Annotated in this window: 13 protein-coding genes and 2 pseudogenes; 7 read left to right on the top strand and 8 right to left on the bottom strand. The window is 64.7% G+C overall.

Going from position 1 to position 16,102, the window contains the following annotated elements:
- Positions 1 to 46 precede the first annotated feature (46 nt).
- From FJ417_RS08920 to FJ417_RS33480, 3 genes are read right to left on the bottom strand one after another with little or no spacing between them, the layout of a single operon-like run.
- Positions 47 to 3,382: an error-prone DNA polymerase gene (locus tag FJ417_RS08920; protein ID WP_140783196.1), complete on the bottom strand. Its 3,336-nt coding sequence runs from the start codon at positions 3,380 to 3,382 to the stop codon at positions 47 to 49.
- Positions 3,379 to 4,866, bottom strand: coding sequence for a DUF6504 family protein (locus tag FJ417_RS08915; RefSeq protein ID WP_140783195.1), 1,488 nt, complete (start codon positions 4,864 to 4,866; stop codon positions 3,379 to 3,381). Before FJ417_RS08915 ends, FJ417_RS08920 begins: the two co-directional genes overlap by 4 nt.
- Positions 4,808 to 5,815 carry a hypothetical protein gene (locus FJ417_RS33480; protein ID WP_140783194.1) on the bottom strand — a complete coding sequence of 336 codons (1,008 nt, stop codon included), beginning with the start codon at positions 5,813 to 5,815 and terminating at the stop codon, positions 4,808 to 4,810. Before FJ417_RS33480 ends, FJ417_RS08915 begins: the two co-directional genes overlap by 59 nt.
- 123 nt (positions 5,816 to 5,938) lie before the next feature.
- On the opposite strand from FJ417_RS33480, the gene FJ417_RS33070 reads away from it, so the two are divergent.
- Together FJ417_RS33070 and FJ417_RS33065 are read left to right on the top strand one after the other, a co-directional pair.
- Positions 5,939 to 6,133, top strand: coding sequence for a hypothetical protein (locus FJ417_RS33070; protein WP_181183187.1), 195 nt, complete (start codon positions 5,939 to 5,941; stop codon positions 6,131 to 6,133).
- 632 nt (positions 6,134 to 6,765) lie between these two features.
- A complete protein-coding gene (locus FJ417_RS33065; protein WP_181183186.1) occupies positions 6,766 to 6,939 on the top strand; it encodes a hypothetical protein in 174 nt (57 codons plus the stop codon).
- A 17-nt stretch (positions 6,940 to 6,956) separates the two neighbouring features.
- Here the strand turns inward: FJ417_RS33065 and FJ417_RS08905 are convergent.
- Positions 6,957 to 7,915 (bottom strand): annotated as a pseudogene (locus FJ417_RS08905) (IS1595 family transposase).
- A gap of 162 nt (positions 7,916 to 8,077) precedes the next feature.
- Between FJ417_RS08905 and FJ417_RS08900 the strand changes: the two are divergent.
- Positions 8,078 to 8,515, top strand: a complete 438-nt coding sequence (locus FJ417_RS08900; RefSeq protein ID WP_140647199.1) for a metallopeptidase family protein — start codon at positions 8,078 to 8,080, stop codon at positions 8,513 to 8,515.
- A gap of 254 nt (positions 8,516 to 8,769) precedes the next feature.
- Here the strand turns inward: FJ417_RS08900 and FJ417_RS08895 are convergent, their stop codons facing one another.
- The 3 genes and pseudogenes from FJ417_RS08895 to FJ417_RS08885 form a co-directional block, all read right to left on the bottom strand.
- Entirely contained in the window at positions 8,770 to 8,976 is a 207-nt protein-coding gene (locus FJ417_RS08895; RefSeq protein ID WP_140647198.1) for a DUF1737 domain-containing protein, read from the bottom strand.
- Between the two features lie 28 nt (positions 8,977 to 9,004).
- Positions 9,005 to 9,883: a CoA ester lyase gene (locus FJ417_RS08890; RefSeq protein ID WP_140783193.1), complete on the bottom strand. Its 879-nt coding sequence runs from the start codon at positions 9,881 to 9,883 to the stop codon at positions 9,005 to 9,007.
- Between the two features lie 122 nt (positions 9,884 to 10,005).
- Positions 10,006 to 10,095 (bottom strand): annotated as a pseudogene (locus tag FJ417_RS08885) (GIY-YIG nuclease family protein); the annotation flags it as partial.
- 492 nt (positions 10,096 to 10,587) lie between these two features.
- Here FJ417_RS08885 and FJ417_RS08880 point away from each other — a divergent pair.
- The 4 genes from FJ417_RS08880 to FJ417_RS08865 are packed head-to-tail and all read left to right on the top strand — an operon-like array spanning position 10,588 to position 15,578.
- Positions 10,588 to 12,123: a DUF4173 domain-containing protein gene (locus tag FJ417_RS08880; protein ID WP_246687421.1), complete on the top strand. Its 1,536-nt coding sequence runs from the start codon at positions 10,588 to 10,590 to the stop codon at positions 12,121 to 12,123.
- A gap of 3 nt (positions 12,124 to 12,126) precedes the next feature.
- Positions 12,127 to 12,825: a response regulator transcription factor gene (locus FJ417_RS08875; protein WP_140783192.1), complete on the top strand. Its 699-nt coding sequence runs from the start codon at positions 12,127 to 12,129 to the stop codon at positions 12,823 to 12,825.
- Positions 12,813 to 14,384 (top strand): HAMP domain-containing sensor histidine kinase, encoded by a 1,572-nt coding sequence (locus tag FJ417_RS08870; RefSeq protein WP_140783191.1) that lies wholly within the window; start codon positions 12,813 to 12,815, stop codon positions 14,382 to 14,384. The genes FJ417_RS08875 and FJ417_RS08870 overlap by 13 nt, the downstream gene beginning before the upstream one ends.
- 27 nt (positions 14,385 to 14,411) lie before the next feature.
- Complete coding sequence (locus FJ417_RS08865) at positions 14,412 to 15,578, top strand: FAD-binding oxidoreductase (RefSeq protein ID WP_140783190.1); 1,167 nt, start codon at positions 14,412 to 14,414, stop codon at positions 15,576 to 15,578.
- On the opposite strand, the gene FJ417_RS08860 is transcribed toward FJ417_RS08865, so the two are convergent.
- Positions 15,556 to 16,074, bottom strand: a complete 519-nt coding sequence (locus FJ417_RS08860; RefSeq protein ID WP_246687420.1) for an SRPBCC domain-containing protein — start codon at positions 16,072 to 16,074, stop codon at positions 15,556 to 15,558. The two genes, FJ417_RS08865 and FJ417_RS08860, sit on opposite strands and share 23 nt — an antisense overlap.
- Positions 16,075 to 16,102 lie beyond the last annotated feature (28 nt).

The raw sequence follows: 16,102 nt of genomic DNA, 5'->3' as shown, positions 1-16,102 counted from the left end.
ACGCTTCTTGCCTCTGCTGCGTTCCTTTTTGTGCTGGAAATCGCTGCTACTGAAAATTCCGCCCCTTCGGCATGACCTGGCGTGCCGTGCCCGACAGCGTGGCGATATCCTGGCGGACCGGCAGGCCGCGGCTTGCGGCGGACTCTGATCCAGCCGGCCGTTCGGCGGGATTATGCTCGATGACCGGGCGGTTGGACTCCAGCAACACGCTCAGCCAGGAGGTCAGATCCTCGATCCGGTCGGCGACGATGTGGATGACGTCCGATTCATGCTGCAGCTTGCCGGTGACGCGGATGAAGCGCGCGCCCATGACGACGGAGCGGAAGCGGTCGAAGACGCGTGGCCAGATGATGACGTTGGCGATCGATTTTTCGTCCTCCAGCGTAAGGAAGATCGCATTGCCCTTGCCTGGGCGCTGGCGCACCAGAACCAGCCCGGCGACGGAGACGCGGCGGCCGTCGCGCACCGACGGCAGGCGGGAATTGGCGGTGACGCCGGCGCGATCCAGCCTTTCGCGCAGGAAGGCGACGGGATGCTCCTTCAGCGACAGGCCGAGCGAGCGGTAGTCGTGCACGACATGCTCGCCGAGCGGCATCTTCGGCAGTTTCGTTTCCGGCTCCAGCTCGCGCAGGCCGAGAGCGGGCCGGTCGAACAGCGGCAGTTTCTCGGCTGCGCTCTTGCCGTCGAGCGCCCGCACCTCCCAGAGCGCGGCGCGGCGGTCGAGGCCGATCGAGCGGAACGCATCAGCCTGCGCCAGCTTCTCGATCTCGCCGACATCGAGGCCCGAGCGCAACCAGACATCCCTGACCGACCGATAGCCATCGCCGCGCTGGGCAACGACTATATCCATGCGCTCTTCGGACAGGCCCTTGATCTGGCGGAAGCCGAGGCGGACGGCATGCGCCGTCTCGATGACGCCGCGCATCGAGGCGTGGCGCTCGAGGATGCGGGACGGATTGAAGACGGTGGCCTCCAGCGTGCAGTCCCAGACGGAATGGTTGATGTCGACCTCGCGCACCTCGACGCCATGGTCGCGCGCGTCGCGCACGAGCTGCGCCGGCTGGTAGAAGCCCATCGGTTGCGCGTTGAGGATGGCGGCGCAGAACACATCGGGAAAGAAGGTCTTGAACCAGCAGGAGGCATAGACGAGCAGCGCGAAGGACGCGGCGTGGCTTTCGGGAAAGCCGTATTCGCCGAAACCTTCGATCTGCTTGAAGCAGCGTTCGGCGAACTCCCTGGGATAGCCTTTCTCGACCATCCCTTCGACCATCCGCGTTTCATAGTTGCCGATCGTGCCGGTTCGCTTGAAGGTCGCCATGGCGCGGCGCAGTTCGTCGGCTTCGCCCGGCCGGAAGCCGCCGGCGACAATGGCGATCTTCATCGCCTGCTCCTGAAACAAAGGCACACCGAGCGTCTTGCCAAGGATCTCTTCCAACTCAGGCTTGGGGTATTCGGCCTTCTCCTTGCCCTGTCGTCTACGCAGATAAGGATGCACCATGTCGCCCTGGATCGGCCCGGGCCGCACGATCGCCACCTCGATGACGAGATCATAGAATTCGCGGGGCTTAAGCCGCGGCAGCATCGACATCTGAGCGCGGGATTCGATCTGGAAGACGCCAAGAGTGTCGGCCCGGCAGATCATGTCGTAGACGCGCTGGTTCTCCGGCGGGATAGAGTCCAAGCTGTAGGGCCGGCCGTAATCGTCCCGCGCCTGCGGATAATGCTGCGTGAGCAAGGTCAGAGCGCGCTTCAGGCAGGTCAGCATGCCGAGCGCCAGCACGTCGACCTTGAGGATCTTCACCGCGTCGAGATCGTCCTTGTCCCACTCGACCATCTTTCGCTCCTCCATCGCCGTCTTGACGATGGGCACGACCTCGTCGAGCCGGTCGCGGGTGATGACGAAGCCGCCGACATGCTGGGAAAGATGGCGGGGGAAGCCCATGATCTCGTTGGCGCGCTCAAGCACCTGTCTGGACAGCGGATCGGTGCGGTCGAGGCCGCCGGCATTGGCTTCTTTTTCGCCGAGCTCGGAGGTCGACCAGCCCCAGATGGTGCTGGACAGCGCGCTGCGGACATCTTCCGACAGGCCCATGGCCTTGGCCACCTCGCGCAAGGCGGAGCGGCCGCGATAGCTGATGACGGCGGCGGCCAAGGCGGTGCGCTTGGTGCTGTATTTCGTATAGATGTACTGAATGACCTCTTCACGCCGCTCATGCTCGAAATCGACGTCGATGTCTGGCGGCTCGTTGCGCTCTTCCGAGATGAAGCGCTCGAACAAGGTGTCGATGCGTTCCGGGCCGACCTCGGTGATGCCGATGCAGAAGCAGATGATCGAATTGGCGGCCGAGCCGCGGCCCTGACAAAGGATGTCCTGGCTGCGGGCGAATTTGACGATGTCGTGGACGGTGAGGAAATAGCGCGCATAGTTCAGGCGCTCGATCAAAGCGAGTTCACTGTCGATGCGTTTCAGCACATAATCGGGAACGCCGGCCGGATAGCGCCTGACCGCCCCTTCCCGCGCCAGGCGTTCGAGCTCGGCCTGCGGTCCGAGCCCGGATTCGGTCGGCTCGTCCGGATAATTGTATTCGAGGTCGCTGAGCGAGAAGGTGAGCTCGTCGGCGAAGCGCAGCGTCTCCGCCAGCGCCTGCGGGTGGCGGCGGAAAAGCCGCGCCATCTCCAGCGGCGGCTTCAGGTGGCGCTCGGCATTGGCGGTCAGCTCGAGCCCGACCTCGGAAACCGGGGTGTTGAGGCGGATCGCGGTGAGCACGTCCTGCAGCGGTCGGCGGTCGGCGGCGTGATAGAGCACGTCGTTGGTCGCCATCAGCGGGACGCGGGCGTGTTCGGCCATCGACGCCGCCTGCTCGATGCGGAAGCGATCGTTGCCGGCATAATCCGGTGCCACGGCCAGCCGAAGCGCCGCGCCGAAACGATCCTTAAGCCGGCTAATAAACGACAAGCCGTCCTCGGTGCCTGCCGACAGGCCGGGCAGGACCGCCAGCGACATCCGATCGCCCCATTCGAGCAGGTCGCCGAGCTCCAGCAGCGTCGCGCCCTTCTCGTTCTCGTCGCGCAGATTGGCCTGGGTCAGCATGCGGCAGAGATGGCCCCAGCCCTGACGGTCGCGGGGATAGGCGAGGATATCCGGCGTGCCGTCACCGAAAACCAGGCGGCAGCCGGGGTGATAGGCCATCTTCTCCACCCTGGCCTGCTGCCAGGCGCGCACGACGCCGGCGACCGTGTTCCTGTCGGCAAGGCCGATCGAGGCAAAACCGTAGAACTTCGCGGTCACCACCAGTTCCTCGGGTTTCGAAGCGCCGCGCAGGAAGGAGAAATTCGAACTTATGCCGAACTCGGCATAGGGGATGACGGTCAGCGCGTTCATGCGAACACCCCATGCATGAACCAGCGCGGCGGCGCGGCCTGCGCGGCGCTGCTGTAGAGGCCCTGGCGGTAGAGCCAGTAGCGGCGTCCCTCGCTGTCCTCGATGCGGTAATAATCGCGGGTCGGCGCCTCCTCCTCACCGGGCAATTGCCGCCACCATTCGGCGGCGATGCGCTCCGGCCCCTCGGCGCGGGCGACGCGGTAGAGCGCGCGCCGCCAGCGGAAATTCATCGGCGGACCTTCCGGTATCTCGGTCGCCGGCACCTCGATCGGCTCGGGCGAGCGGAACAGGCGCACCGGCCGCTCCGGCGGATAGACGGTCATCGGCGGCGCCGTTCGGGGGGGTGCTGCCCGGCCGGCCGGAGCGCGTCTTTGCGGCGCTTCGGCGAAAGGCACGGTTTTGACAGCGCGTTCCGGCAGATGGCTTTCGACGGCCACCGGCTTCAGCATGGCGGTCTCGCCGAGACGGGCGCGGACGCGGTCGGCGAAGAGCGCGATGTCGGCGTCATCGTCGTTCGTCTTGCCGGTGAGGTCGCCCTGAGCCAAGTCGAAGGCCGCGACCGACAGCACGGACAACCGCACGAGGTCGAAGCCGAAGCCGGCGTCGATGGTCTGCTCCAGCGCGGTGAGCCGCTCATGGAACAGTCTTTGGATCAGCCGCGGCTCGCGCATCGGGCGCGAGGTGCCGACGGCGATGCGGCTGACGGCGCCGTCGACGCGGAAGAGAAGCAGCGCCAGCGTGCGCGCGCCCTCGCCGCGGCGTTCGAGGTCGGTCTTCAAGGCGATCGCCAGCCGGCTCACCAGCCGCTCGATGTCGTCGGTGAGCACGACCGGCTCGGCAAGGTGGCGCTCGACCGAGAGCGGCGCGACGGGAAGGCGCGGCGACACGGCCTCGTCGAGGCGGCCGAGCGCCTGGTCGAGGCGCAGAAGCAAGGTGGCGCCGAAGCGGCGGGCGAGCGGCGCGCGGGGCGCGGCCATCACCGCGCCGGCGGTGCGCAGGCCCACACTTTCCAGGCCGACGCGGGTTTCCGGCGTGATGCGCAGCGCCGACAGTGGCAATGACGCCAGGAGCGCCTCCTCCTCGCCGCCGGCGATGATGCGGTCGCCATGGAAGCGCGCCGCCGCCCAGGCGGCGCCCGGCGTCGAAGCCAGCCCGGCGCGGACATCGAAGCCCTGCTGGAAGAAGCGGGTGAGGATCTCGTCCTGCATGGCGCGCTCGCCGCCGAACAAATGCGTGCAGCCGGTGACGTCGAGGAACAGCCCGTCCTCGCCGTCGATCGCCACCAGCGGCGTGTAGCGGTCGCACCAGTCGGCAAGGCCTTCGAGCAGCCGGCGGTCGGCTTCCGCATCGGCCTCGACCACATCGATCGAGGGATGCATGGCGCGCGCATCGGCGATGCCCATGCCGCGCTTCAATCTGAGCGCCTCAGCCCGCTCGTCGAGGGCCGCGATGCGCTGGGTGTTGTTGTCGCGATGGCTGATCACAAGCGGCGGGTGAGGTGACGGCAGGTGATGCGGGGGCCGGGAACGCCAGGACCGCCCCAGGCGCTGGCGCAGGATCCGCTCCGCGGCCAGATGCGGGAACCACAGCGACAGAATTCTCTGTTCTTTCTGCAAAAGCGTGCTCATTTGGGTTCCACTCCAGTGTGAATTGTCCGGGCAGGGCCGTGCGGCTCTTGCCGATATCGAGTTTGAAGGCGGGGCGGCCGATCGAGCCGGCGAGCGGCCCAGCGACGGTTTCGCGGCTTGCCGCCGCCGCCGCCGAGACGATGAGGCGCACCGGGGCGGCGGTGGGGTCGGCCTCGCCGGCCTGGCGCAGCAAAAGCAGCGGCCGGCCGGCATTCTGGGCGCGGGCGTGCAGCCGGCGCGTGGCGGTGAGGTCGAGCCGCTGCGGACTGCCGCGGATCTCGAGGATGACCGCGGCAAAGGCCGTCATGCGGGCGGCCTCCTCGGCGATCCACAGCGCATCGAGCAGTTTTGGCGCCTCGGAAAACAGCAATTGCTCCGGCTCGATGCCGAACAGGGCGTGAAGGCCCCTGGCATAGGGAAAGCCGGCCTCATGGAAGATTTCCGCCGTCCCGACCCAGAGGATCGGCAGGCCCTGCTTCTCTCTGAGGACCAGGCTTACGAGCGACAGCGCGAAGCCGGCAACGGCGCCGGCATCGCGGGTCTCCAGGCCATGGATTTCGCTGAGCGCCGCCTTGGGCAGGCCGCCGCCGAGGGCGGCGTCGAGGCGACCGATGCCGGTATGCAGGAAGGCGTCCGCCGAAGCCACGGCGAGGCCACGCCGGACGATCGTCCTGTCCGATCGAGTGGCATCCACGATACCACCGGCCGTCGGCGCCTGCAGGCGCTCGGGCAGCGTTCCCTCGATCTTCGCGATCTGGCGGCGCAGGGCAAAAACAGTGTCCCGCGCCACGGCGCTCATCGCCATGACATTCACTTCCGACAGCAATTGTTCCTGTTATGTTCCTATAGATTCCAGAGGGTGCCGGAAGAGTCAAGCGGAGTCATAAGGAATTTATTCCCAATTATATACTTGAGAAAGTATGGGAATATGTCCTATGATCCGGGCCGACAGGCCGGCACTGAAAAGACTGAGGAAATCGAGCCCATTGAAATCACGCCAGAGATGATCGAGGCGGCGGTTTATGAGCTTAAATATGGTGAGGCACGCGAGCTAGCAGATATAGCTCGCGCCGTTTACGTGGCGATGGTCACGGAGGAGCGCCTTGCGCGTCGCAAGGCATAGACTCAGCCTCTTCCATGAGTTTGCGCATGTAGGCGACAGCTAGGTTTCCCACCGCTCCGGGAGATGTGTCGTCGAGGTCCATCTGCAAGTGCTTGGTGGGAGGATTGAAGCTGTCACTGAACCGATCATCTGTGACCCTTACCAGTCTCAGTCGATGGTCGATTGACTGCTGCAAAACCCGAGAGATTACATCTCGCTCTGGCCCTTGCCCGTCATTGACTTTGATCTTAACAGCCCTTGGCTCGGCGTCGTCTTGGTTCTTGAATTTGAAATCAATGCCAGACTCACCCATCCCAAATGCGCCGCTAGTCTTGATCGAAAAACCTTGCGGTACGCTAGCAGTCACGTCTGCCAATCCATGTGTATCGGAGTCGCGCGCGTGGTGAAGGTAGGATAACAATGGGTCTGTCCTTCGCAGATGTTTTACGCGACCAAACCATGCGGTACACCGCCCGCAGCACTTTGCCCCCTGTTCCAGTTTCGAATAAGCTCCAGATACGCCGACGAGAAAGCTCCACCAATGGCGGCGAGCGGCTTCAACATCGGACGCTGTGTCGGCCGCGTCAAATGCGGCGAGGGCGTCTTGAGCTGAGTGTAGCCGTTGAGCCGCTTGATGAACGGATTTCGGTATCATGAACGCACCAGACCAAAAGCAAACTGATGAAGCCAAGTTCAACGAAACGCTTAAGCGGATGCTGAAGACGCCACCAGCGCCGCACGATAGCGACAAGAGTAAGCAGAGTCAGGCGGAAAAGAGAAAGGCGAAAGTCGTTAAGGCTTCGCCCTCCTTTTCCTCAAAAAGATAAGCCTTCGTGCCTTCTGCTTAAGCGTTCTGGGCTTCACCAATCCGCCGATAGGTGAGGCGCTTGCCTTCGATCATGGCTAGCAATTGGTCGTGGCGTTCCGTATCCGAAACATTCAAGGCGGGCGACGGTTGTAGCGGAAATCGAATTCGGCAAGGTAGCGATGCAAATGAGCCTCGCCGCAATGCTGGTACGTGCCGACCATGCCGCGCTTGAAGACTGAGAATACGCTTTCGATGGTATTGGTGTGGACATCGCCGCGAGCATATTCCTTGGCTGAATGCTTCACCGTGTCATGATTGGCGAACTCAAGCCCGGTGACCGGATAGAGGTTGCTTTCGTCGGTGTAAAGCGTGGATTTGCGGTCGGCGTTGCGGACCAGCACTTCGCGGACTTCCGCCTTATTGGCGTGCTGGACATGGAACATACGGGCCTTGCCGCCGCGCTCGACCAGACCGACGACAGCGTTTTTCATCGGCTTCTTGCGCTTGAGGTAGGGCAGGCCCTTGCGGTGCGGCGAAACATAGCCGTCTTCGCGGCGGCCGAAATAGGTTTCGTCGGCTTCGACGGTCTTGCCTTCGCCACCAAGCGGACCGGACGACTTAACGTCTTCTGCCATCGCTTCGCGGATGCGGTGCGCCATGAACCAAGCGGTCTTGTAGGTGACGCCAAGCATACGGTGCAGCTGGTGAGCGCTCATGCCCTTTTTGGACGAAGCCATGAGGAACGTCGCCAGGAGCCACTTATTCAAAGCGATCTTAGAGCGCTCAAAAACAGTTCCGACAGTAACGGTGAACTGTTCGCGGCATTCCATGCAGTTGTACAGGCCGGGACGGTGAGCCTTGCCTTCCATCTTCTTGATGCGATCCGGGCGAGCGTTGCCACAATGCGGGCAGTTCGGACCTTCCGGCCAGCGCTGAGCCTCAAGATGCTCGCGGGCGGCTTCGGTATCTTGGAAGATCGGGCTATCGAGGCGCATTTGGCTAACTCCTTGGATTCATTTATCCCAAGGGGCGCCTGCTTTGTCAAGTATATAATTGAGAATTTATTCCTTCGCCCTTTACCCTGAAAGCGAACGCCCAGCCGGCTCATTTGCCTCTATCGGCGCGAAAGCCTATATGCCGGGATCAAAGGAAATTTCATGGCCCGCATCTACAAGACACGCACCTGGCACGACCAGCTCTCCCCGTCGATGGACGAGATGGAGCTTCTGGCGCTGGAGACCTATGCCCATCTGCCGGACGAATTCCGCAAGCTCACCGGCGAGATCATCATCCAGATCGCCGATTTCCCGACCGACGAGATCATGGACGATCTGTCGCTGGAGACGCCCTTCGACCTGCTCGGCCTGTTCGAGGGACGCGGCATCGCCGAGCGCTGGAACCCGCAGACCGGCGAAGGTCCGAACCGCATCACGCTCTACCGCCGCGCCATACTCGACTACTGGGCCGAGAACGAAGAGACGATGGGCGACATCGTCACCCACGTGCTGATCCACGAGATCGGTCACCATTTCGGCCTGTCGGACGACGACATGGAGCGCATCGAGGAGGCGGCCGAGCAGGCGGCGGCGGGCTGAGCGCGCACTTCGTCATCCTAGGGCGAAGCAAGGAGCGAAGCGACGCGCGCAGACCCTAGGATCCATGCCGTTCCATCAACACCAAACCCGCGGTGCAGAACGGAACGCTTGCCGCCCGACACCCGCAAACGTCCCCTATATTCTGATCCGCTGCGCCTTTCGGCTCAGGTAACGGCATGGATTCCAGGGTCTTCGCGACGGAGCTTCGCTCCTGCTCCGCCCTAGAATGACGAAGTTGGGGGCTGCCGCCCTTTCTACCAGTCGCTGAGCTTGGTGTCCGGGCCGTAGTCCTGGCCTTCGACATCCTTCACCACGGCCTGGCCGCAGCGCATCGACTTGGTCTTCTTGTCATAGGCGTAGGTCGGCGAGCCGAACAGGTGCCAGCCCTTGTTCAGCGCCGCCGTCACCTTGTGGCAGAAGGTTGAATCGTCCGGGCCGGACAGAAAGCGGTAGAGTTTCATTTTCGAGCCTGTCTTGAATATCGGCGCATCATGCGCCGATGATTATCGCCTTCGCCAGAAGTTTCTCGGCTTCCGCCAGATGCAGCCGCTCGACCATGCGGCCGTCCATCGCGATCACGCCCCTGCCGGCATTTTCGGGCCGCGCGAACGCATCCCTGATCGCACGCGCCCTGGCCAGCGCCTCGGGCGACGGCGAAAAGGCATGGTTCGCCGGTTCGATCTGGGCGGGATGGATCAGCGACTTGCCGTCGAAACCCATGGCCGCGCCGTCGGCGCATTCGCGCGCCAGGGCGTCGAGGTCGCGAAAATCATTGGCGACGCCGTCGATCACGTCGAGGCCGCCGGCCCGCGCGGCGAGCACCAGTTGCATCAGCCAAGGCATCATATAGCGCCGGTCGGGCGTCGCCAGGATGCCGGTCGCCTTCACCAGATCATTCGTTCCGGCAACGAAACAAGCGAGGCGCGACGCTGGATCGCGGCCAAGCTCGGCGATGGCGCCGATGTTGAGCAGCGCCTTGGGCGTCTCGACCATCGCCCATAGTTTCACGCTGTCCGGGGCGAAATTGTCGTCGAGCAGGTCGCCCGCCTCGAGGATGTCGCGCGGCGTGCCGATCTTGGGCAGGAGAATGCCGTCGGGCTCGGCCTTGGCCACGGCCAACAGGTCGTCGGCGCCCCATTCGCCGGCGAGCGGGTTGATGCGCACCACCATCTCGCAGCGTTTTTCGCGCCCGGCGAGAATGCGGGCAATCTTGTCGCGCGCCGCCTTCTTGTCGGCGGGCAGGACGGCGTCCTCGAGATCGATGATGACGGCGTCGCAGGCCAAGGCGCCGATCTTGGCGAGCGCCTTGTCGTTCGAGGCGGGAATGTAAAGCACCGAGCGGCGCGGGCGGCAGGGTTCCTGAGCCATGGCCGATCTATGCAGGGTGATGGCGGATGAGGCAAGGCGGGGAGTAATCTTCTCCTTGAGGGGCCGCAAGGGTGAGATGCCCGGCAGGGCGGAGGCGCACGCTGTCCTGCCAACCCGTCCTGCTCGGGCATCCGGCGAGCAAGGTCGTTGGTGACACCAATATAGATCGTGCCGCCTTTCTGGCTTGCGGTCATGTAGACGTAGCCTGTCATGCTTCGATCTTACCTGGCGCCATCGCCAACGGCTATTCTGGACGGCAGCATTCTACGGCTAATGTCACGGCATGGATTCTAGGGTCTGCGCGCGTCGCTTCGCTCCTTGCTCCGCCCTAGAATGACGAAGGATAGATCGCAGCTTCACGCGCAAGAACCCTCTCTATCGCCTTTGACGGCATCCCAGGGGCTGGCACCGCCATATGCGATGCCGTACTCGAGCGTCTCGGGCGCCGGCGCCAGGCTGTCTTGCACCAAATCTGCAAATCTGTGCGGAAAACCTCCTCCAATCCGCCGCGCGTTCACCGTGTCCGTCGGCGAAACCGGCGGCATGCGAACACCTCACACATCCCGCTGGTTCCTGCCGCGCCGGCTCCGCGACGAAGGCTGGTGGCTCGTCGAGCCGCAAAGGCGGCGCGTGACGGCGACGGTGCTTCCGTTCAGATCGCGGCCGGCATGCGGCGGCGCTAACACAGCCAGGAAAGCCCAGCGATGACGACGATGACCGTGACGGCGCCGGCGAGCACGACATCGCCTGTCCCGAGCTACTGCCGCCGCGTCGGCGCCGCCGCGCTGCTGGTGGCGCTGGCCGATTTTCTTTTCTACGGCCAGCCGGTCGGGATCACCGTCTTCATCTTCGCGACCGTGCTCGCCGCCACGGTCGTCGCCATGCATCCGGCGGCGCTCAGCGACGGCCGGGTCTGGCTGAAGCCGGCCGCGCTGTTCGCCGCGCTGCTGCCGCTGGTCGAAAATGTCAGCCCGCTTTCGCTGCTGGTCGCAGTCGCGGCACTTGCGGTCTTCGCGCTGTCGTTGGCCGGGCGGCTGCGCGGCGAACCTGCCCGAATAGCCCGCCAGCTCAGCCTGTTCCTGATCGCAGCGCCCTTCCGCTTCGCCCGCGACTTCTTCCGCTGGCGCAAGGCAGCGCGGGAACTCGGCCAGCGGCGGCTTCAGCTTACGGCGATTGTCGTCTGGATCATGCCCTTGACGCTTGGCGTCGTCTTCCTGGCGCTGTTCGGCACCGCCAATCCGATCATCGAGCACTGGCTGTCGTTGATCGACCTCTACGCGCTCTTCGAAAAAATCGAGTTCGCGCGGCTGATCTTCTGGCTGATCGTGCTTGCCGGCGTCTGGGCGTTCCTGCGGCCGCGCCTGCCGCGCTTCGCTTTCCGTGTCAGGCGCGTTTTGCCTGTTACGCCTGCAGCGAGACCGGCGAAGGCCGAGGACATCCTCTTCGGCAAGGCGGCCATCCTGCGCGCGCTGATTGTCTTCAATGGCTTGTTCGCGGTGCAGAGCGCGCTCGACGCCACCTATCTCTGGGGCGGAGTCGCCCTGCCCAACGGGATGACCTATGCCGCCTATGCGCATCGCGGCGCCTATCCGCTGGTCGCCACCGCGCTGCTCGCCGCCGGCTTCGTGCTGGCGGCGCTGCGCTCGGGCAGCGAGACGTCCCGGGATCCGCTGATCCGCGGGCTGGTCTATCTCTGGGTGGCGCAGAACATCGCGCTGGTGATCTCCTCGATGCTGCGGCTCGATCTCTATATCGACGTCTATGCGCTCACCTATCTGCGCATCGCCGCCTTCATCTGGATGGGACTGGTGGCGGCGGGGCTGGCCCTCATCGTCGCCCGCATCGCGCTTCAAAAATCCGGCGAATGGCTGCTTTCCGCCAATCTTGTGACACTATCGGCGACGCTTTATGCCTGCTGCTTCGTCAACTTCGCAGCAACGATCGCCAACTTCAATGTCGACCATTCCCTGGAAATGACCGGATCCGGCACTCCGCTCGACACGCCGTATCTGCATTCGCTCGGCGCTGTCGCCATGCCGGCGCTGGACCGCTACCACACACACAAGATCGGAATGCCGACCACTTATCTGGCCGACCAGGTGATGATCGACAATTATCTCGCCGAACAAAAGAAATGGCGCGCCTGGAGCTTTCGCGACTGGCGGCTGGTACGGGTTCTCGACAACAGAGGCCCGCTCGTGCTTCCTCCATCTGTGCAACCGTCCGCACCGGGCCATTGATCGATGCCACACAATATCCTCGTCGCCGACGACGACCCGCATATCCGCGAGATCATCTGCTTCGCGCTGGAAAAGGCCGGCATGAAGACGGCCGCCGTCGCCGACGGCGCCGCAGCACTCCAGGCGGTCGAGCGCCGCGCGCCCGACCTCATCGTGCTCGACATCGGCATGCCGGAGATGGACGGGCTCGAGGTCTGCCGCAGGCTCAGGCAAAAATCCGACGTGCCGGTGCTGTTCCTGTCCGCGCGGGATGAAGAGATCGACCGCATTCTGGGTCTGGAGATGGGCGGCGACGACTATGTGACCAAGCCGTTCAGCCCGCGCGAGCTGGTCGCCCGCGTCAATGTCATCCTGCGGCGCGCGCGGCCGGCCGCCGCGGAGGAAGAGGCGGACGATCGTGAATTCACGCATGGCAAGCTCATGCTCGTCCCGGCAAGCCATGAAGCAAGTTTCGGCGGCAAGCCGCTCACCTTGACGGCGATCGAGTTCGCGATCCTGAAAGGCTTCCTCGCCCGTCCGCAGCACGTGCTTGGCCGCGACGCGGTGATGGCCAATGCCTATGCCTCCAACATTCATGTCTCGGAACGCACGGTCGACAGCCACATCCGCAACGTGCGGGCCAAGCTGGCCGCGGTCGGCTGCATCGATGCGATCGCGACGGTGCATGGCGTCGGCTTCCGGCTCGGCCGATGCGGTGGTTGAGCAAGGAAAGGTGGCGGCCGCGGCTCGCCACCGTCGTCGTCGTCATCTTGATCCTGGTCATGGCGTTGCCGCTGGTTGGGCTGTTCTTCTTTCGGCTTTATGAGAACCAGCTGATCCGCCAGACCGAGGGCGAGCTGATCGCGCAAGGGGCGGTCGTCGCCGCCGTCTATGCCAGCGAGGTGCGCGCGGCCGGCATCGCCCCGGAAAGACTGGGGGCGCCGGTCTCGGCCGATCCGGCAAGGGACAACAACTATCCCTATGATCCGATCGAGCCGCGCCTCGACCTTGCCTCGGACGATGTCATGCCGTCGCGGCCGGCGGCGCTTCCCGCCACGCCCGATCCCGCCTTCGCGGCAATAGGCGCGCGGCTCGACGGCATTCTCGACGAGACGCAGAAAACGACGCTCGCCGGCTTCCGGCTGCTCGATCCACGCGGCGTGGTGATCGCCGGTGGCGACGAGGTCGGCCAGTCGCTCGGCCAGATCGAAGAGGTGCGGACCGCGCTTTCCGGCACCTATGCCAGCGAGCTCAGGCTGCGCATCCCCGACCAGCCGACCCCGCCGCTCTATTCGGTCAGCCGCGGCACCAAGGTGCGCGTCTTCGTCGCCATGCCGGTCGAGCTCGACGGCCGGGTCGCCGGCGTCGTGTACCTGTCGCGAACGCCGAACAACATCGTCAAGCACCTCTATGGCGAGCGCGGCAAGGTGACGTTGGCGGCCATCGCCATCCTCGGCGGCACACTTTTGATCGCGCTGGTGTTCATCCGCACCGTCAGCCGGCCGATCTACGCGCTGATCGACCGCACGAAGCGCATCGCCGCCGGCGACCGCGACGCAATCAGGCCGCTCGACCATCACGGCACGCGCGAGATGGCGGCGCTGTCCGCGGCCTTCCTCGACATGGCGCAAAAGCTGCAGGCGCGCTCCGACAGCATCCAGACCTTCGCCACCCATGTCTCGCATGAATTGAAATCGCCGCTGACGGCGATCCAGGGCGCGGCGGAGCTGCTCAGGGATTCCGGCGGCGCGATGGACGAGGCCGAGCGGCGGCGCTTCTCCAACAACATCGTCACCGACGCCGGGCGGCTCAATCTCCTGGTGCGCCGGCTGCTCGACCTGGCGCGCGCCGAGAACCTGGAACCGAGCGGTGACAGCACGACGCTTCATGCGGCCCTGGCATCGTTGCCGATCGACACCAGGCTGGAAGCGCGGCTTGAAGGCGGCGGCGACATCAGGCTCGGCATCTCGGCCGAGAATCTCGGCATCGTGCTCGCCAGCCTCATCGACAACTCGGCGAGGCATGGCGCCCGACAGGCGGCGATCCATGCCTCAGCCGATGGCGAGCGCGTGTCGGTCCAGATCGGCGACGACGGCGACGGCATCTCGGCCGCCAACCGCGCCAGGATCTTCGAGCCGTTCTTCACCACGCGGCGCGAGTCCGGCGGCACCGGCATGGGGCTCGGCATCGTACTGGCCCTCCTGAAAGCGCATGATGGCACGATCAGGCTGGTTGACTCCGAGCGCGGCACGCGCTTCGAGATCGACTTGCCGGTTGCGTGAAGACGCGACCGAATGATCGGAGAAAAAATGCGCTACGACATCGTCATCATCGGCGGAGCCATCGTCGGGTCCTCGGTCGCCTACTACCTGCGCGATGAGGGCTTTACCGGCTCGATCGCGCTGATCGAGCGCGATCCGCAGTTTCCGCACGCGGCGACGACCTTGTCGCTCGCCTCGATCCGTCAGCAATTCTCCATCCCGGAAAACATCCGCCTGTCGCAGTTCACGCTGAAACTGTTCCGGCGGCTGAAGGAGATTTTCGGCGCCGACGCCGATATCGGCTTTCGCGAGGGCGGCTACCTCATCCTCGCCGGCGAGGCCGGCCTACCGATCCTCAAGGCCAATCACGAGACGCAGGTCGCCGAGGGCGCCGATATCCTGCTCGAGGACCCCGGGCAGCTGGCGCGCCGCTTCCCGTGGCTGTCGGTCGAAGGCATCACCGCCGGCGCCTTTGGCCGCAGCGGCGAGGGCTGGTTCGACGCGCATGCGCTGCTGGCGCTGTTCCGCAAGGCGCTGCGCGACAAGAAGATCGATTTCATCGCGGCTTCCGCCACCGGCATTTCGCGCGAGGGCAATCGCGTCACCAGTGTAAGCCTCGACAATGGCGAGACGCTGGAAGCGGGCATTGTCGTCAACGCCGCCGGGCCGAATGCCGGCAAGGTGGCGGGTTTTGCCGGGCTTGCGCTGCCGGTCGAGCCGCGCAAGCGCAACGTTTTCGTCTTCGAGGCGCGCGAGAAATATGCCGACATGCCGCTGCTGGTCGATCCGTCGGGCATCTATGTGCGGCCGGAAGGCTCCGTCTACCTCACCGGCGGCGCCGAGCCGGAGGAGGGCGATGTCGCGCCCGACCCGAAGGACTTCGACGTCAACTGGCCGCTGTTCGAAGAGGTGATCTGGCCGACCTTAGCCGCCCGCATCCCGGCTTTCGAAGCGATCAAGCCGACGCGCGCCTGGGTCGGGCATTACGACTACAACACGCTCGACCAGAACGCGGTGATAGGGCCGCATCCGGAGGTCGAGAACTTCCTCTTCGCCAACGGTTTCTCCGGCCACGGCCTGCAGCAGGCGCCGGCGGTCGGCAAGTCGCTCGCCGAGTTGATCGTGCATGGCGGGTACAGGACGGTGGACTGCAGGGCGTTTGGATATGAACGGGTGGCGGAGGGAAGGGCGTTCAGGGAATTGAATGTGATCTAGCGTCAGCGCTCCCTTCCCCCACAAGGGGCACAAGGGGCGAAGGGGCGGCCGCGCCGGCAAAATAGCCCTGCAGCCATCCAAGCACCCGCGCCCAGCCTTCGGCATGTTCGGCCGCCGCATCCGGGAAACCCGCGAAGCCGCCATGGCAGACGGTGAGCCGCGTGCCGCCGCCGATCGGCTCAAGCAGATAGGCCACCGTCGTCTCGTGATGCCCCAGCGCCGGATGGTCCCAATCGTAGCGCCGCGTCTGCACGATGCGGCGCGGCATCTCGATTTCGAGGAATTTTCCGCCGGCGGGGAGGTGTCTGCCGTCGGCGGCCTGCACCGTGACGTTCCAACCGCCGCCGACGCGCAGATCGGCGGACCAGTCGGTCATGCGGTAGGTTTCGGGCGAACCCCACCAGCGCTCGACTTCACTGGTGACCAGCGCCGCGATAACCTCGCCCGGTGAGGCGCAAAGCTCGGCCGAGGCCATGACCGTGTCTGCATTCGCCATGGCTTGCGGTAACGACAAGTGAAGCATC

The organism is Mesorhizobium sp. B3-1-7 (assembly GCF_006439385.1).
Classification (GTDB): domain Bacteria; phylum Pseudomonadota; class Alphaproteobacteria; order Rhizobiales; family Rhizobiaceae; genus Mesorhizobium.
The sequence above is the reverse complement of the archived record's forward strand: the minus strand, read 5'-3'. Positions and strand labels throughout refer to the sequence as shown.